Source organism: Sphingomonas sp. Ag1 (genome assembly GCF_000980895.1).
GTDB lineage: Bacteria > Pseudomonadota > Alphaproteobacteria > Sphingomonadales > Sphingomonadaceae > Sphingomonas > Sphingomonas panaciterrae.
Map to the genome: position 1 here is coordinate 866,526 of NZ_LAZX01000094.1, position 17,397 is coordinate 883,922.

The 17,397-nt window shown below is 63.2% G+C and carries 18 protein-coding genes, 1 tRNA gene and 1 pseudogene; 5 read left to right on the forward strand and 15 right to left on the reverse strand.

All coding sequences use genetic code 11. The features are described from left to right. The first annotated feature begins 42 nt into the window (after positions 1–42). On the forward strand, positions 43–573 hold the full coding sequence (locus XM50_RS17025; protein ID WP_046411120.1) for a hypothetical protein: 531 nt from the start codon (positions 43–45) through the stop codon (positions 571–573). Positions 574–638: 65 nt separating this feature from the next. Here the strand turns inward: XM50_RS17025 and XM50_RS17030 are convergent, their stop codons facing one another. Then, positions 639–1,271, reverse strand: coding sequence for a tyrosine-type recombinase/integrase (locus XM50_RS17030; protein WP_046411878.1), 633 nt, complete (start codon positions 1,269–1,271; stop codon positions 639–641). A 299-nt stretch (positions 1,272–1,570) separates the two neighbouring features. Here XM50_RS17030 and XM50_RS17035 point away from each other — a divergent pair, with 299 nt between their 5' ends. The 3 genes and pseudogenes from XM50_RS17035 to XM50_RS20215 all read left to right on the forward strand — a co-directional run. Next, positions 1,571–1,867, forward strand: coding sequence for a hypothetical protein (locus tag XM50_RS17035; RefSeq protein ID WP_046411122.1), 297 nt, complete (start codon positions 1,571–1,573; stop codon positions 1,865–1,867). Between the two features lie 156 nt (positions 1,868–2,023). Beyond that, a complete protein-coding gene (locus tag XM50_RS17040) occupies positions 2,024–2,434 on the forward strand; it encodes a DUF4172 domain-containing protein (protein WP_046411124.1) in 411 nt (136 codons plus the stop codon). Next, a pseudogene (locus XM50_RS20215) lies at positions 2,395–2,484 on the forward strand (IS5/IS1182 family transposase); the annotation flags it as partial. The gene XM50_RS17040 and the pseudogene XM50_RS20215, both read left to right, overlap by 40 nt. A gap of 356 nt (positions 2,485–2,840) precedes the next feature. On the opposite strand, the gene XM50_RS19285 reads toward XM50_RS20215, so the two are convergent. From XM50_RS19285 to XM50_RS17090, 9 genes are all read right to left on the reverse strand, one after another. After that, positions 2,841–3,839: an AAA family ATPase gene (locus tag XM50_RS19285; RefSeq protein ID WP_052742630.1), complete on the reverse strand. Its 999-nt coding sequence runs from the start codon at positions 3,837–3,839 to the stop codon at positions 2,841–2,843. Between the two features lie 213 nt (positions 3,840–4,052). Next, complete coding sequence (locus XM50_RS17055; protein ID WP_156167285.1) at positions 4,053–4,589, reverse strand: hypothetical protein; 537 nt, start codon at positions 4,587–4,589, stop codon at positions 4,053–4,055. Positions 4,590–4,649: 60 nt separating this feature from the next. Further along, on the reverse strand, positions 4,650–5,282 hold the full coding sequence (locus tag XM50_RS17060) for a hypothetical protein (RefSeq protein WP_046411130.1): 633 nt from the start codon (positions 5,280–5,282) through the stop codon (positions 4,650–4,652). Next, positions 5,282–5,812, reverse strand: coding sequence for a hypothetical protein (locus tag XM50_RS17065; protein WP_046411132.1), 531 nt, complete (start codon positions 5,810–5,812; stop codon positions 5,282–5,284). Before XM50_RS17065 ends, XM50_RS17060 begins: the two co-directional genes overlap by 1 nt. A 250-nt stretch (positions 5,813–6,062) precedes the next feature. After that, a complete protein-coding gene (locus XM50_RS17070) occupies positions 6,063–9,200 on the reverse strand; it encodes a MobA/MobL family protein (protein ID WP_082103156.1) in 3,138 nt (1,045 codons plus the stop codon). A 244-nt stretch (positions 9,201–9,444) separates the two neighbouring features. Further along, on the reverse strand, positions 9,445–10,380 hold the full coding sequence (locus XM50_RS17075; RefSeq protein ID WP_231622010.1) for an HNH endonuclease: 936 nt from the start codon (positions 10,378–10,380) through the stop codon (positions 9,445–9,447). 23 nt (positions 10,381–10,403) lie between these two features. Beyond that, positions 10,404–12,299 carry a DUF6538 domain-containing protein gene (locus XM50_RS19290; protein ID WP_156167286.1) on the reverse strand — a complete coding sequence of 632 codons (1,896 nt, stop codon included), beginning with the start codon at positions 12,297–12,299 and terminating at the stop codon, positions 10,404–10,406. Positions 12,300–12,400: 101 nt separating this feature from the next. After that, positions 12,401–12,475: transfer RNA gene (locus tag XM50_RS17085), tRNA-Gln, on the reverse strand. Positions 12,476–12,521: 46 nt separating this feature from the next. Beyond that, positions 12,522–13,613, reverse strand: coding sequence for a branched-chain amino acid aminotransferase (locus tag XM50_RS17090; protein WP_046411136.1), 1,092 nt, complete (start codon positions 13,611–13,613; stop codon positions 12,522–12,524). Between the two features lie 64 nt (positions 13,614–13,677). Between XM50_RS17090 and XM50_RS17095 the strand changes: the two genes are divergently transcribed. After that, positions 13,678–14,184 (forward strand): MarR family transcriptional regulator, encoded by a 507-nt coding sequence (locus XM50_RS17095; protein ID WP_046411138.1) that lies wholly within the window; start codon positions 13,678–13,680, stop codon positions 14,182–14,184. A gap of 50 nt (positions 14,185–14,234) precedes the next feature. Here XM50_RS17095 and proC read toward each other — a convergent pair whose 3' ends face one another. The 5 genes from proC to XM50_RS17120 form a co-directional block, all read right to left on the reverse strand. Then, positions 14,235–15,032, reverse strand: coding sequence for a pyrroline-5-carboxylate reductase (gene proC, locus XM50_RS17100; protein WP_046411140.1), 798 nt, complete (start codon positions 15,030–15,032; stop codon positions 14,235–14,237). Positions 15,033–15,039: 7 nt separating this feature from the next. Beyond that, a complete protein-coding gene (locus tag XM50_RS17105) occupies positions 15,040–15,552 on the reverse strand; it encodes a YbjN domain-containing protein (RefSeq protein ID WP_046411142.1) in 513 nt (170 codons plus the stop codon). 59 nt (positions 15,553–15,611) lie between these two features. Beyond that, positions 15,612–15,860 (reverse strand): accessory factor UbiK family protein, encoded by a 249-nt coding sequence (locus XM50_RS17110; RefSeq protein ID WP_046411144.1) that lies wholly within the window; start codon positions 15,858–15,860, stop codon positions 15,612–15,614. Between the two features lie 24 nt (positions 15,861–15,884). Next, complete coding sequence (locus XM50_RS17115; RefSeq protein ID WP_046411146.1) at positions 15,885–16,406, reverse strand: TspO/MBR family protein; 522 nt, start codon at positions 16,404–16,406, stop codon at positions 15,885–15,887. 119 nt (positions 16,407–16,525) lie between these two features. Next, complete coding sequence (locus XM50_RS17120) at positions 16,526–17,260, reverse strand: TlyA family RNA methyltransferase (RefSeq protein WP_082103162.1); 735 nt, start codon at positions 17,258–17,260, stop codon at positions 16,526–16,528. Positions 17,261–17,397 lie beyond the last annotated feature (137 nt).

Genomic DNA, 17,397 nt, shown 5'->3' on the forward strand with positions numbered 1-17,397 from the left:
CGTGATTCGGGTGACAGTGCCAGGGCATCGGCTCAACACAGGATGCGCACTGCTGATAGGCTCTCCTTCCAGCGCTCGGCGGATCTGACCGGCCAGATTGAAGAAGGTGTCGCAACGCGGCTGCCGCAGTTGGTGTCGCTGCGCTTCCGCATGAATGACCCGTCCCGCTTCGTGAAGACTGCCGGGACCCGCAGTATTTATCGGCGAGAGCTGGAAGCGCGAAGACTGCCGGAGAATTCCGTCAGCGGCGCGACCGCGCTTTTCCTTGCGATCGGCTGGGAGCTGGCAAACGGGCAACGACTATCGCCCGCGCAGAATGCGGCCATCTTCCGTCAGACGACGAGCGGTCTGCAGTCATCCCCGCTCCTTCGTCAGAGTCATGCCCGGCGTCAGCAGGAATCAGAGATGCGGTTGATCATCGCGGCGCTCTGGCTTGAAGAGGCGCGCGCGCGTGCTTCGTCCGCGAGGCTCACCAAGGAACTATCTGATGCCGTGTGGCGAGACATGAAGACGATCACGAGCAACGACATGCGGGCCTATGATGTCACCGCAAAGGGCTTCACCGAACGATAACGGGAGAAACCTTCCAGCCCAGCATTAGAGCGGCCCATCTTCAGCTTAGATGGGCCGCCCCGGCGTTAAATTTCGGTGCGTTCTGCGAGGATGAGGGCATCTTCGATGTCGACACCGAGATATCGCACGGTGTTCTCGATTTTTGTGTGCCCCAGCAAGATTTGAATTGCGCGAAGGTCGCCGGTTGCCTTGTAGATCATCGACGCCTTTGTGCGCCTAAGCGAATGCGTGCCGTATTCGGTGCGACGCAGGCCGATGGCATCAACCCATTCGTCCACGAGCCGGGCATATTGTCGCGTGCTGAGGTGGCCCGCACGGTCGATACGGCTTGGGAAGGCGTAGTCTTGAGCGTTGCCACCCCGACATTCGAGCCACGCCAGCAGGCTCGTTCTTACATCGGCAGTGAGCTCGAACTGCACAGGCCTTCCTGTCTTCTGCTGGATGACGATCGATCTGGTCCGGATATCGGCTCCGGACACAAGATCACCGATCTTGATCTTCACTAGGTCGCAGCCTCGCAGCTTGCTGTCGATTGCAAGATCGAAGAGCGCCCGGTCGCGAACACGGCGTTCTCGATCCAGGAAGAAGCGAACGGCCCAGATCTGCTTCTGCGTTAGCGGTCGCTTTGCCCCGATCTTCTTGCCCGAATTCCATGCCGGCCGGTTCTGCACAGCAGGATCATAATGTGAGTTTCCCATCATTCCTCTCCAAGGCCGTCATTGGCCGCGGATCGAGGTTGGTGGCCCCGCGTGTTTTCGAAGCGGCGGCGCTGCCTTTTCCAGGAGCGGTCATCTGTTCGCGGGTACCACCGCGATCAACGCGTGAAAGGCAACTACACCACTTCCGTAAAAGCGTGACTGCGGCCGGGGAAGCCTCCACGATGTAAACGGTTGACGGTGGATGGGATTGGTCCGATCAGCTTTGCATTTGCTGTGTTACCGATTGGCTAGCGTTGGACGGTCCGCTGAGGGGTATCCCTCTGCAACGGAGCGACATCATGCCCGGCATCGGCCGATACGCCCGGGATCTGCGCGACAATTTCACCATCACCCAGGGCCGGAGCCGCATCCGTTTCGCCGACAACGTCAATGCCACTTGCGCCGACTGGGCCGACTGGGCCGACTGGGCCGACTGGGCCGACGGCATCCCGACGAACGTCTGGGTGGATCGCAACCCGCGCACCGGACTGCCTGAGCGCCAGCTGCGCGGTGGCCGTGTTCGGGTCGCCGGCCTCACACGCGTTGAGGATCTCGCATGTGCCTCACTCGTGCGGCGTAACCGTCTGGCCGCCTGAGACCATCCACGCTAACCAGAATAGGCCCGCCCGGCGATGCGCCGAGGCGGGTTTTCTTATGCCGTTCGGTAAAGAATGCCCGCCACTCGTGAGGAATAGAATGGCTTCCATTCCTCGTATAGTGCCGCGATGCATGAGGAATAGAGAGGTTATCCGATGACGCAGTGGATCTGGGAACAGCCGGGATGGCCCAGCCTAAACTATAACGTTCCCGCGCTCCGCGGGCTTGAGGACCGTTATCTTCATCTCAGCGGCGTCGCCGTCGGAACGATCCATCATCTTCCCGAAGATCGCAAGACAGCGATTAAAATCGACCTCTTCGAGGAAGAGGCGATCGACACCTCACTGATCGAGGACGAAATTCTCGATCGCGAAAGCGTCCAATCGTCGCTACGTCGCAGTCTCGGCCTATCAGCTCCTTTCCGGCAACGCGAACGTGAGAACGGCGTCGCCGAGCTGATGACCGCTGTTGCTAGCTCGTTCAGCACCGACCTCACCACCGAAATACTGTGCGCCTGGCATCGTCTGGTCTGGCTGCGGTCGGTGCCGAACCGAAGACGGTCATGATCGACGCAACCTATCTCAAGGCGCACCGCACGGCTTCAAGCCTGGGGGTACACGGCCGCCGATTATGGTAGGGGTGAACGATCGAGCTGACCCGCCGGATCGACCGCTTTGTCTCAATGGCCGTCGTTCTCGAGGCGATCTCGACCGCACGAGCAAACGGCAGTTTTCGGCTCGTACGGACGCCGTCTGAAACGTCCAATCATAGGCGCGTAGCGGAAGGTGCCATAGCCCAAGCGTTTCCCACTAATGGCCGCGCCTCGAAGGCGTCTCATGCCGATGACTTACGACTTCTGACGAGACGCCGAGGGTCTGGCGCCCACTCGGCAGCAATGCTGCGCTGCCGCCAATACGGGTGGGATTGCAACCCTTTCATTAAAATTATCGCTTGGCCGCCCAGCTCGCAACGTCATTGCCGCGTGATGATCGCGCCGTCCGCCAGCATGGCGCCAACGACGGCGGTGGCGTGCCGCGCGAGTAGCCTAACCGAGCGGTGCCGGGCGAATTGTCGGCGGAGCAGCCGTACCGCCCGCGACGGGGGCATCATGTCGAGATTGGCGGGCAAGTCCCATCGGGCGGCGAGGTCACCGAGCACGGAGGTGAGCGCGGCATCGAAGTGCGATGGTTCGGGTATTGCCAGCTCGACCATCCTAAACCGCGACAGCAGCGCCTTCGGGAGCGGATCGGTTGTGTTGGCGCACGCGATCCAGTTCACGGCGCTTAGATCACATGAAGCCAGCAGACACGGATCGGTCCAGTTCTTTGCCGAGCCCGGCTCAAGCATCGACAGCAACGCATGATGCGGGCGGCCGTACTGCGCCGAGCCGCCCGCCTTGTCGATCTCATCGACAATCAGCAGCGGGTTCGGGCACTTTGTCGCAGCAATCGTCATCACCGGCCAGGCAGGCTGGGCGTTGCTGAATCCCCGCGCCGTGCCAGACAATTGGCGGTCGTCAGTGGCGTTGCCGAGCTCCAACACCGCGCTGGGTAAGCTGAGGGCCTTCGCCAGGCGGCGGGCCAGCCACGACTTGCCCACGCCGGGTGGGCCGACCAGCAGGATAGGATCGAACTGTACCCACGCCCGGCCGAGCGCCAGCTGGAGCCGTAGCCCATGTGCAATGTCGACGACGAGCGCGCTCGCCCACGGCGCGGCCGCGCTCACTGCGTCGAGCGCGGGAAACCCGCCATCGGCGGCGGGGCGCATCGCGGTTACGCCCGCCAACGGCAGTGGCTCGGTCAGCGCCGACCAGTGTTCCGCCAGCGGCGTCTCGAACCGCATTGCCTCGATTGTACCCCGCTCAGACTCGATCCGGTCGCACACCTGCAGGTGGGCGACGGTCTCGATGGTAGGACGAGATGGCCAAGCCTCCGAAATGTTCGGCTCGATGGTGTCGGCGTCACGGATCATTGCGCACCACTATCGCCAGTTTGCCTCCCATCGCGGCGCCGCGCGGGATCGTGATCATCACGCGCGACGATGATACTGATCGTGGCACTCGGCTGCTCCCATGCCACGAGGCCGCTGGCATGATCGGCCGCCACGGCGCGGGAATTGTGGCCGGCCAGGTCAGGTTGTACGTCTTGATCATCTTTTCGGGCGCCCCGTCGTTGTCGGGTCGGGTCACGCGGCGACCGGGTAGGTGTTGATGATGGCGCGACCGTCAAGATCGACGCCACGCTCGACCAGCTGTGCCAGCCGGGCGGTGGCGCGGACGACGCCATCCTCGATGTCAGCGGGCTTGCGGTCGACGTGCATCAATTCACCCGGCGCCAGGCGGAAGTGACCGCGGACGTTTGGCTTCGGCAGGAGCACCGCCCGGGCGCCCGTCCTTGGCAAGTAGAAGCGACAGCCGAGCCGGTTATGGCAGACCCCATTCCGCAGGGCGACGACCGCGATATCGGTAAGGCTGTAGCCATCAGCGGTATCGCCAAAGGCGAGGAAGACGAGGTCCTTGCCCAACGCATCCGCCATTTGAGCGAGCGCCATCCGGCCGCTTCCGTCCGTCAGTTCACCGGCGATGATCATCGCCCCAGGCTGCAGGGTTCGGTTGCCGAGCAGCATCTGGGTAACAGCTTCGACGTGGCGGCGGACGATTTCGGTGTTCTCGGCGGTCATGGCGTTCTTCCTCATTTTCATCCCTAACTCGGGGATCACCATCACTCGCTTTCTTCTCGCCCCCCGGCAGGCGGGGAGCCGGTGTGCGGCCCCCCGTGATTGTCAGCGCTGACCAAAGCGCGGCGCCCAGAGGTCGCGATATGCCTCCCATTCCGCCTGGAACTTGCCCTGGGCCGTCTTGGCGATCAGATCCGGATGCATTGCACCCCAGCCTGAGGCGCGGTGAACACGAGCAAGCACGATCACATGGGCATGCGGCCGGCGCCCGGACAGCTCTTCACCGGGCATGTGTACCACCGTCATGCTGGTAAGCCTGCGCTCAAGCGCGAGCTTCTCGAGCGCATATCCGCCCACCAGCGACAGAATGTCGGCTGGCTGCCAATCATGATCCATGCGCATCGTGAGCACGGCGGCGAGCAGGCGCTGGTGCGGTTTGATCTTCGCATCATAGCCGTGGAAGATCGTCTCGAACGCGCCAGCGTCGATTGCAACCTGCGGCGCGGTGACCATGCGGTGCAACGTGCAGGTGATCGGCCACAGTCCGTCCGCCTGCCAGTCGGCATCAGCAGGGCGGGTCGGCTGAAGCTTGGCGCGGGCGAGATCGGCCGTGAGGTTGGTATTCCCTTTCGCGCGCGGCCTACACAGCGCGAAACCAAAATTTTCCCTCGGGCCGTCGGGATCGTCGTAAAGCATGGCGTCGACATCTGCCGGGCTGATCCACGGGAGCGCGCTCATCAGCGATCTCCCCACACAGCGGCAAGATAGGCGTCGGCTCGATCAAGTCCGGCGTCGATATCGGGCTCGGCGCAAACGAATGGCTCAAACCCGATACGAAGAGGACCGGGCGTCAGGCGGTAGAACAGATCAACCTCAACCGGCTCTGCCGGATCGGGCACCAGCCACGCCTCATTGTGACGCGACAGCCACAAGCGACGGGAGTGATGCCAATTATTACCCTGTCGTCCCCATTTGCCGAGCGCGCAGTACAGCGTACGGCGCCCCTCGCTTGACGCTTTCACGACCAGCGCATCGCAGCGCGCCTCGCGCATGCCGCGGCCAACAATCTCAAGATCGCAGCGTGACGGTTCGATCGAGGGCACCAGCAGCAGCTGCGCCTGCTCCACATGGAGGTAGTTGCGGAACGGCGGCGGCAGGATCAGCGACGACGAGGAGCTGATCTTCCACCCAGCCAGATCGGCGAGCGCCAGTGCGCCCGACAGGGCGCGCGCCTCTGCGAGCCTATGCTCAGGGGTAACGGTATACATGGGAGTCCTTCATCCGCGCGGAAGGTCGGCGGGCTGCTCGCCGCGCCTTCGCGCATCTTGATTTCGCCTCTACGGCACAGCCGCAGGCTCATTCCCAAGCTTATTTCGGGCGGCACGGCCGCATCTCCGCCTTCCTGCACAGGAGGCGTATTCCAACCAGCAGCTAAGTGCCTGTCCGACCAGTTACAGTCGACAAACTGGAAAACGGGTCATGTCGCTGCAGGCCGTTGGTCTTGCGACGGGGTGGCGGCTAACGCTCGTTGCCGCTCCGCCCCCGCACAGGCAGGGAGAACTCACGGCTTGTGCCTGGCCCTTTTGGTCGCGCGAGAGGCTGCTGACCGTTCCCGGCAAGAGCATTCGCTTGGCCAAGCACTCCTCGACCATGCGCTGTCTTCAACCCGTCAGGCGAATTCTCCTTCGATGCCTTCGCATGATCGGCTTCGCCGGTCACTTGCCTTGAACGAACTTCTCGCAGCGGGATATGAACCGATTGTCCAGACCGAATGTCATGACGCCGAGTATATCGCAGGAAGCCATCGGCTTCCTCTGATCGACTATCCACATCGAATGATCGCAGGCCGCGCATGCCGGCCATCCCCCGGAAGGGGCCGGCACCGAAAGGCCCGCGACGAAGCCTTTGATTGTGCCCCGAGTATTGTCTGTCATTGTTAATCTTCTCGCTTGTACGAAGGTTTTCATGTTCAGGCACGCCGGAGTTCATCTGAACCTCCAGAGACGTGCGCGAGGGATCCATGTGCTGCTGACTGAACATGGCAGCCAGTGCAGACTGGACGTGCGGCGCCATTATCTGCCGCTCAAGTGCGCCCCGTTCGAATCGTCCTAGTTTTGAGAGATCTGCATCATACCGGCCTGCTTCATTTCGCGAGATTGGCGCGGCCGTGCGCTGGAGCCTCACGAGCGCTCTTTTAACATTCCCCTCTTCGACCTTCTGCAAGTTGCTGCGATCATCAACGCTCCTTCCTTCCGGGCGGGCGTTGACCGATATTGTGGATGGCGGACTGCGAGCTTCCAGAGCCGCCCGGTCGGCTTCGTTGACATCAGTATAACCATGTCGTCGTGCTTCTTTACGACCTTCGGTTAAAGACGCTTCAACGAGAGGCCGAGGCGCGCATGGCACGGAATCATCTTTCATCGCCCCAGACGCCGCTACCGCCTGCTCAGTATGCGTGCTTTCCAGCTGTGTGGCCTTAGGTTGTTCGGCCCAGCTTTGCTGGATGGTTGGCTGATCCTTAGCAGCGATGGCTGCGGGTTCCGGGAGACGGGAGGCCGCTGCGATCTCACGCCGTGCCCTTTCCGCCGACAACTTCTGCTGGAACGGCCGTTCACTGGCGAAGCGTGCCATTAGCGTATCGATGGACGGCGGCACAGCTTTGCCCAGGCGAGCCTCATTGCCGACGAAGGCTAGCTTGTTTGGATCGGTCGCATGCTTCTCCAACCATTTGGCCAAACGTGAACGCTTCATGTCGTCGTACGAAGGATCGGCGGCAGGGGCATGCCCGGTCTCGTGTCGACGGCGATGATAAATGATCCCCACCGGGTTCTGGGCGGCAGCCGCGCGAGAAATGGCTTCCTCCAGGATCTTTTTTTGAGCGACAGCACGGTGCCTTGCTGTCGCGAACGACTGCCGTTCGACCTCGCGGTCGCGCGGCGAGGGTCCGGTTCGCCGAACCCAATCCAGATGAAGGTGTGCTTCGGCGAGGAGCTCCGCGTCACCCGGATTGAGTTTGATCCGATGGCCCGGCGCCGGGGTAAGCGTGCGCACGACGGCGTCCGCCCGCGAACAGGCCATCGCGATGACGTTATCAACAAGGTCCGCCTGAAGTCGCCGGCGGATCAACCGGCGCTGCAAGAGCTCATGGCGTTCGGCCTCTCGCAACGCCTGCTGATTGTGCACTGCTGTGCTCCGGATACGCGCCATTTCCTCTGCCAGAGCAGCTTCCGCCGCGGCTGCCCGCTTCTCACAAGCTGATGCTTCATCGGCGGCGATCCGCCTCGCATTACGCGATCCGACTTCGGTGACGGTGCCGCGCCTTTCGAGGCCCATGGCGCGGTTGCCCATATGCTCCAACGGCGTCAGATCGATGTTGTTGTCCTCGTAGGTCCCGTGCAGATATCGGACGACGCCTCGCTTCTCCCCCACGGCGTTTACCGCTTCGATGAAGCGCGATCGCATGAAGCCTGCGACGTCGAACTTGCGCAGCTTTCCGTCGGCGCCGCGCTTTTCATAGCGGACCTTGTTTTGCCGATACGGGTGCGTCGGCTTCCCGTTCCTTCTAGCTGAGTATGCGAAATCCCAGCATCCTTCCCGCTCCAGCCACTGCGCCTTGCGGTCGTACAGGTCGATGTGAACGTGGTAGTTGCGCTTGTCATTGGTCGCGTCGGGCTGATGGATTGCGCCGACCACCATCCAACCATCCTCACCGAGTTGATCGCAAAAGTCAGAGAGGATGGCGTGTCGGTCGCGCGTTGATAGCCCGTCCGGCAATTCACCCACGAAGCGATACTGGCACCGCTCCGTCCGCCCCTGCTTCCAGGCAATCTTGCCCTTCAGATCAGGGTAACCGTCCAGTAGCTCAAGGCGGTCGAACGCATCCGCCGAACTTAGGCGATCGACAACAACCTGCCGGTGTCTGATGGCTTTCCCCTCGATAGCCGCTCGCTCGACTATCGCATCTCGCTCCGCGCGGAGCTGTTGCTCCATCCGCAGAAACCATGCGGGCGATCCGGCCATTTGCGCCCTGTCGGCAAATGTCTCCCATTCGCCTGTGGAGACGAGAAGCTCGTAGGTCTTCGGTGCCGGCACCACCTCCTCGGCTGCCTGGAACAGACTGCGCGCTCGCGCCTTTCCGCCGGGAATATTGGTATAAAAGCTTAGCGCGTTCTTCTCGTTGCGATCCGCGAGCTCGTCGAGCGCGTCGCACTTCAGTTCACCGAAGGGATCAGCGGCCCCGGTTACGCGGGCGATGTAATCCAAATGCGAGGCGAATTCGACCTTCGCCCCGTCCGTGACATAATCGAAATGTTGGATAGCGGTCATGTGAGTGACCTTGTGCGACCGTTGTATGCCGTCCTTGCTGGTCGGACCAATCGTGGGCGTGATCGGCTTGAAGTCGACATGCGGGATGCGAAAGCCGCCAGTCTGGCGATCGCGGCCGGTTAGCGGACTGGCGGTAAAGAAGTCGACGGAAGGACCGTTCGCTCGCCTTTTGATCGCTGTCCGATTTTCAAGATCCTGCACTTGAAAGCCGGCTCGACGCAGGTGGGCGCCGATCGCCTCGCGATCTTCCTGTGCCTGGCGCGCCAACAATGCTCGCAAGTGATGAGCAAACACAGCAGCTTCCTGTTTGTTTGCGCCACCTTCGCCCATGTCTCATAGTGTCCGGGCCGTCACGGCAAATGACAATACCCCCCACGAACAGATCTTCTCGCCTTCCGGAAACCGTAAGGTTGGAGGACATTTACAGGCCGAGACGCGGTGCTCGGCCGCCGCCCGCAATTTGGCATTCCGCCAAATTGCGTTGTTGCGCCTGAATTTCCTCCCCCTTGGTCGCGCCAACGCATCGTCGGCTGCTGAACCGACCTTCCTTCCGAATTTCCGGTCGTTAGCACCTTCACAGCTTGAAGCAGTTCTCCCGGTGCCAGCGCAGGAAATGCGGATGCGGCCGGTCGCCGGGGCGGCCTGGCAAGATCGCTCGCCCGCTCGGATTGATGACCGAGCGGATGCTGTCCGGATCGTTCGCCTGACGAGAGACGAGGATGCTGGCGTCGTCAGCCAGGCTGATGAGCCCGCGATCGAACATCCAATGCGCCGTGCCGGAAAGAGCCAAGCCATTGCTCACGATATCCGGCCCGTCCGCCTCGACCGGCCGAATGTGCGCGGCCTCGACCTCGGCCCGCCCGCCGCCGTTGATTAGCTTGAGCCCCGTGACCGCGCATCGCTCGTCATATGCGCGCAGCACGATTCGGCGGAAAACACGGTCACGCACGACGCGGGAAACGAGCATGCTTACACGCTCGCGCGTCTCGTCGAACCCGAAGGGCATTCGCTCCTCTCGGACTGCCGACGGCGCTTCGGAGGCGCCGACCCGCGGCAACAGCGGATTTTCCTCCGCCAGGCCAAGGCCGACGATGCGGGAGAAGTCGGAGGCGGACAGTCCTCGCACAGCCGCCTGGGCCCGACCCGAGATACGACCAGCTTCGTTCAGCACGCCGCGTTCGATCACGGCCCCATCACCGTCGGCGAAGGGAACCGGGTTCGAGAAGTCGAGGTAACTGCCGAGCTCGATCAGCGCGAGGTACATGCCGGGAGCGCTTGGGTCGGCAATCACCTGCTCGACCTTTGCCACGGCGAAATACCCGCGCGTGCCGGGCACCTTGCGCGGCTCGTAATAGACGATCCAGTCGCCGATGCAGGCGCGGACCCGGCTGAGATATTGAGGCGGGAACTGATAGCGCTCGGCCGGCGTGTCATCGTAGATTGAGTCCGACCGGTGGATGAAGACGCCGAAAGCCATACGGATGCCTAACGCGCACACCCGCGCCGTCAATTTCCAACCGCAAAGTTACGGCCTTACTTACGACGCATGCTCGGCTTCGGGCGGCGGATTACCCTAAGCGGCACGATCGCCTTGCCCGGTTGGAGTGCGTCCGTGACGGATGGCAATTCCTCGATAATCCCCTTCAGGATCTCCATCGCCGCCGTATCGCTATACCGTTCCTCGTTGATGTCGAGGCCGCCCTGTCCCATCACGTCGCGGCGGAACTCACTGAAGACCTTCTTCGCCTTCAGGTCCGTCGAAAAACGATGCCGCATACCGTGATTTGTCGCGTCGTCGGCAAGTTTTGCAGCCCGCTTCAGATTGGCCCAGACGTTCTTGTAATAGATGTCGCCGAACTTCTGCACGTCGTTGGTCGGCGTCAGCTCGGGGAAAAGGACCGGATATCCCCGCTTTCGGCATTCCTCAACGAACTGAAGGAAACCCAGACGAACCAATTCGCGATGCAATGGCACAGGGCGAACCGATTGGTCGTTCTTGATGCGACCAAAATCCGTAAAGTCGATGAAGATATGCGGAATGGGAGCCAGCTTCACGTCACCCGGGCATAACTTACAGATTTCCTCCCGCCGGGCACCGGTATAGTAGAGGAGAAGTGGCACCCAATAGAACGCATCATGGACGATCGCATCTCCAGGCGTAACGCGTGCTCTCAAGACGGCTGCGCCAGTACCGCCACGATGAGGCTGCGAGCCCGTCCAAGTCGGCATGGCGAAGAGCGCTGCCACATCGTCCTTGGAGGTTGCCGGACGTTCCGATCGAGCGCGCTTGCGCTTGGATACGATCGCGAACTGCTTGTCGAACGTGATGTCAGGCTTGCCCTTCTTGTTGGTAATGCCCCAGCGAACGATCGCGGCAAGGCTCGAAAGGTGTCGGTTCCGTGTCCGGTTTGACCGTTCGCCGGCAATAGGTTTGCCATCAGCCTTCTCCGCCGCCGCCTCCCCCGCTGCCACATGGTTGAGGATGCTTATACGACTTTCGGCCCTCGTCATGTCGTACTGCTTGGGCACGAACCGGAGCTTTTTCATGAACGCGGTCAGGTCATCCTGATGATAAGCCCCCAGCTTCTTGCGACCGATCAGCAGTTCGAACAGGGCGATGGTACTGCGCGCCTGACGTCCCGATTTCCCATCCCATCGTTCATTGGCGACCAAGGCGGCGATCGCCGCCTCGATAAAGTCGCTGAAATACGCCCCCTGGTCGGCCGATGATCGGTCTACGGCCGTCGCGGTCGCACTGGCTTGAGCAGGCTCCGCGTAAGGCGATGCCGAAGCCGGCTCGATCGCGCCCCGCCGGCGTCGCTCGGCCTCAAGACAGGCGTCGCGATAGGCCGGATGGAGTGCCCGCTCGACCATGCGGCGCAGGCCATTATGCGGCTCGTATCCGAATTCGCGAAGGTAATGATCGACGAAGCGCCGTGAGATCGGCGGATTTCCCTCTTCGACGTGCGCGATCGCGACGCGCAGATTGGCGACCCGCTGCGCGTCCCAGCCCATCATCCGCCACGCCTGTTCCTCACCATCCAGCCTTGCTGCATGGCCGCCGTTGCGGACGAGCCGGTCGTAATAATCGGCCCACGTTCGGTTGGCGCGCTCATGATCGACCGCATGATGCGGGTAAGCTCTTTGATCATCGCAGAACTGCGCCAGCTTCTCCGCGTACGCCTGCCTGGCCATTGCCTGGAGCTCGTCTTCGGTCGGGCGCGCGTCCGCCGCCCTTACGCGGTCCTCCACCATCCTTACCACCTCCCGCGTCGCGGCGGTCAGCGCGGCGCCTCTTTCCCGTGCCTCCTGCCGATCGGCCGTGCGCAGGGATAAACGTATATCAAGTTTCCGAGATGAGAACAAAGGGAGACAGCGCCGCCACCAGAAAATGGCGCCGCGCCGATAGACATGCTGGACCGAGGCCACAGAGCATCCGACCTTCCGGACAGACGATTGGCACAGGCGATGGCACAATCGTTCCGTCTCACAAGCAAGAAGCCAGCGAGATCAAGCCCTTAAGTGCAAATTGGCTGGGGCGGCAGGATTCGAACCTGCGAATGCCGGTACCAAAAACCGGTGCCTTACCACTTGGCGACGCCCCAGCAGAACGCGGGCGCCTATAACGGGCGCGCGCGAAGTGCAATGGCCTTAGGCGATCGGATGCAGCCAATTGTGCGGATCAGGCGCGCGGCCGCGCTGGATGGCGGTCAGGCTGTCGAGGAACCGCTGCGTAATCTGCCCCGTGCCGCCCGAGCCGATGGTGAACGCATAATCGGGCCCGGAGACCTGCCCGATCGGGGTTACGACGGCCGCGGTACCGCAGGCGAAGCTTTCGACCAGCCGCCCGCTGTCCGCATCCGCACGCCATTGATCGATCGAATACAGCTCCTCACGTACGGTGAGCCCCGCGTCACGGGCAAGCTGGAGAATCGAGTTGCGCGTGATGCCCGGCAGGATCGTTCCCGTCAGCGGCGGCGTCTGGATCGAGCCGTCGTCGAACACGAAGAAGATGTTCATGCCGCCCAGTTCCTCGATCCAGCGGCGTTCCGTCGCATCGAGGAACACCACCTGGTCGCATCCGCGGCGGATTGCCTCCTGCTGCGCGACGAGGCTGGTGGCGTAATTTCCGCCGCACTTGGCAGCGCCGGTGCCGCCAGGTGCGGCACGCGAATAATCATGGCTCACCCACAGCGAGATCGGCCGGACGCCGCCCTTCCAATAGGATCCGGCGGCCGACGCCAGCACCATGTACAGATACTCCCCGGCCGGCTTCACGCCCAGGAACACCTCGCTCGCGATCATGAACGGCCGCAGGTACAGCGACCCGCCCTCCACCGCCGGGAACCAGTCGGCATCGGTCTTTACCAACGCCTCGATCGAACCGATGAACAGATCGTCGGGCAGCTCGGGCATCGCCATGCGGCGGGCGGAATCGCGGAACCGCGCGGCATTGGCGGCGGGTCGGAACAGCGCGAAGGACCCGTCATCATGACGATAGGCCTTCAGCCCTTCGAAGATCTCCTGCGCATAATGAAGCACCGCGGTTGCCGGATCGACCGACAGCGTGGTGCGTGCGGTGATCTTCGCATCATGCCACCCTTTCGCTTCGCTCCAGCGCACCACCGCCATATGATCGGTGAAGACGCGGCCAAACGCCGGGTCGCTGATCTGGGCGGTGCGTTCGGACGCCGGGATCGGCGAGGAATTGGGTTCAAAGGCGAATTGCGCAGGCGTCGGCACGGAAAAAAGCTCCTGGCAGGCGCAACAACCGCGCCGTTGACGGGGTTGCGGTCGGGTAGGCCCGATGGCAATGCCGGTCAACATGGCTGCCCCGACGTCCTCCGCCTCTCCGCTCTTCCTGCGCGAGCCTGAAATTCGCCGCGGTATCGAGCTGCTGTACTTCGGAAGCGCCCATATCACGCGGTCGATCGATCGCGGCCTGGCGCGTCACGGCCTCGGACGGGCGCACCATCGCGCGCTCTACTTCATCGCGCGGAAGCCCGACATGGCGGTCTCCGATCTGCTCGCGCTGCTGGGGATCACCAAACAGTCGCTCGGCCGCGTGCTGAGCGAACTGACCGAGCGCGGCTATGTCGAGGCGCGGCCTGGCGAGCGGGACCGCCGACAACGGCTCCTGCGCCTCACCAAGGAAGGTGAAGCGTTCGAGGCCGGGCTGTACGACGCGCTCCGCGAACGGCTCGCTGCCGCCTATCTGGAGGCTGGCCAGGGTGCCGTGGGCGGGTTCTGGGCCGTCCTGCAAGGGTTGATCCCCGAGGAAGAGCGTCCCCGGATCGACGCACTGCGCGGCTGAGCCGTCGCCCCGGCCGCCGAACAGCGGCCGGTGGATGTCGGCTTGTCAGATCAGCCGCGCGCCGCCGCGGCCAATTCCCGGTTCCGTTCGAAGCTCGCGCTCAGCGTCGCTTCCAGCAGGTGATTGAGCGCCGCGTCACGATCGAGGACATTGAGCCCCTCGCGCGTCGACCCGCCGGGACTCGCCACCCGATCGGCAAGCACCGCCGGGCTGACGTCCGCGCCGGCGGCCATCGCTGCTGACCCTTCCACCGTGGCGAGCGCAAGGCGCGCGGCCTGCTCACGCGGCAGGCCCAGTCGCTCGCCGGCGGAAGCCAGCGCGTCGATGAACCGGAACACGAACCCCGGACCGCAACCCGAAAGGGCAGTCACCGCGTCGAAAAGCGCCTCGTCGGCGATCCATTCGACCTGACCGAGCGGACGGATCAGCGCCTCCGCGGTGTCTCGAACCGCCTGGTCGGTGGACGTCGCATGAAGCGCCGTCACCCCCTTGCCAATCGCCACCGGCAGGTTGGGCATGGCACGCACGATCGTGCCCGCCGCGATGCGCGCCGCCAGCGCCGATTCCTCAACTCCCGCCAGGATGGACAGGAGGATCGCAGGGCGGATACTCGCGATCGACGGGGCGACCGTGTCCAGCAACTGCGGCTTGACGGCGAGCACGATCACCTCCGGCGCAGACTCCTGCGGTGGCGCGGCGAGAATCCGTACCCCCGCCGGAACGTCAGGCGCGCCCGGATCGACAACGGTGATCGCGGATGGCGGCAGGCCCTGCGCGATCCAGCCGCGCAGCATCGCGCCGCCCATGTTGCCGCAACCGATCAACCACAAGGAACTGGGAAGGCCCATGACCGGCTCAGGCCTCGCCCTGCGTTTCGATCAGCGCCGCCGCAATGGCGTCGCGCGGCGATTTCCCGCCCCACAGGACGAACTGGAACACCGGATAGAAGCGCTCGCATTCGTCGATCGCGGTTTCCACCAGCACTTGCGCCGCGTTGAGCGACAGCGTCGCCTCCTCCTCGGTCTGATCGACCACCGCGGCATGGCGGTACAGCAGGATCCCGCTGGACGACCACATCTCGAAATGGCCCAGCCACAGCTGTTCATTGGCGAGGCCGATCGTCTCGTATACCGCTGCGCGCGCATGTTCCGCGACCTTCACGTCCGGAAACGCCAGGAACTGCAACACGCCATCTTCTTCGCGCCACAGGGCGCGAAGCTCATATTCGGTCCAGCTGCCCTTCACGCTCGCGCTGATCTCGTCGTCATGGCGGTCGTACGACCAGCCATGCGCCGAGAAATAGTTTTCGAGCATGTCCAGCGGGGCTTCGGGTTCGTGATCGTGATCGGCTTCGTCGAGCATCACCATCTTATCGCACGGGTTAGCCCCGCAACGCAAAGCACGCGCCGCAGACAGTTGTGGATAGATCAGCCGTTCTGGCGCGCTTCCAGTGCATCCAGTCGCGCGCGAAGCGCATCGGCCTCGTCACGTGCCGCAACCGCCATCGCCTTCACCGCCTCGAACTCGTCACGGCTGACGAAGTCCAGGCCGCCGATCCACTCGCGCGCTCGCTCCCGCGCGCCGGACTGCGCCTCGCGCCCTACACCCGCCAACGTCCCGGCCGCGCCGTTCACCAATTTCGCCAGATCATCGAACAGCCGGTTTTCGGACTGCATGTGCCAAAGCCTTTCGGTAGAGAATCAACCAATGACTTGGGAGGTTCGGGCGCTCGGCACAAGGGTTTCCGCGTCGGGGTTGAGCTGATCGATCCGCCACGTCAGCACCGCGGCAAAGCTCAGCCACACCAGATAGGGGACCATCATCCACGCCGCCGCCTTGCGGATCCGGGCAAAGGCAAAGGTGGTGGCGATCGCCAGCAGCAGCATCACCGTGATCACCAGCAGCGCGGCGCCAACCCGATGCGCACCAAAGAACAGCGGAGTCCAGGCAAGGTTCAGCGCAAATTGAGCCGCGAACAGCCCCACCGCAGCCGCCCGTCCCCGTGCCCCGCGCGCGTTCAGGATCGCAGCAAGCGCAAGTCCGAGCAGAATATAGAGCGTCGTCCAGGCGACCGGGAATACCCATCCCGGCGGCGTCAGCGCCGGTTTCGCCAGCGCCTGATACCACAGGTTCTGATCACCCGAAGGGACACTGCGCCCCGACAGAAAGCCGAGCAGCATGATCAGCGGGACACATACGAGCGCCCATCGCACGAACGACATGCGCAACTGGCTCTTGGACGCTAATGCCCCCACATTTCCTCCGCGGCGTTTTGCGTCGCCTAACCATGGCCCGCAGCGATCGTAAACCGCGCACGATCATCATCAATCGCGCAAGTGCCTCAATTGCGGACAGCCGCGAGCAGGAACTCCACATTCCCTTCCGGCCCGGTGATCGGACTTTCGCTCACGCCTTCGACACGCCACCCCTGCGTTTCGAACCAGGCCGCCACCTCGTCGCAGACGCGCCGGTGAACGGTCGGGTCGCGCACCACGCCGCCCTTCCCCACTTCCTCGCGGCCCGCCTCGAACTGCGGCTTCACCAGCGTCAGCGCGCGGGCGGCGGGCTTGGCGAAGCGCAGCGACACCTCCAGCACCTTGGCAATGCCGATGAAGCTCGCGTCGCACACGATCAGGTCGACCGGCTCGGGAATATGTGCATCGGTCAGGATGCGCGCGCTGGTCTGTTCATGAACGATCACGCGCGGGTCCTGCCGCAGCTTCCAGGCGAGCTGGTTGGTGCCGCTGTCGACCGCATACACGCGCGCCGCACCGCGACTCAGCAGTACGTCGGTAAACCCGCCGGTCGATGAACCGACGTCGATCGCGACGTTCCCAGTCACGTCCCAGCCGAAATGGTCAAGCCCATGCGCCAGCTTGATGCCGCCGCGCGACACCCAGGGATGGTCCCGGCCGCGCACGTCGAGCGTCACATCCTCTGCGAAGCTTTGCCCCGGCTTCTCCACCTTGCGATCACCGACATAGACCAGCCCGGCCATGATCAGCGACTGCGCACGGGTGCGCGATTCGGCGAGGCCGCGATCGACGAGCATCTGATCCACGCGAGACTTTGCCATGCCGGCCCTATCGCCCCCCGATCGCTTCGTCGCAAGCGCTGCTCGATCCGGCCTTGTGGCGGAACTGAGTCATTGCCCATGGATTTGATAGGATATAGGTAGAGGTCGAGGTCGCGATGCCGGGCGTCCCCCTAGAG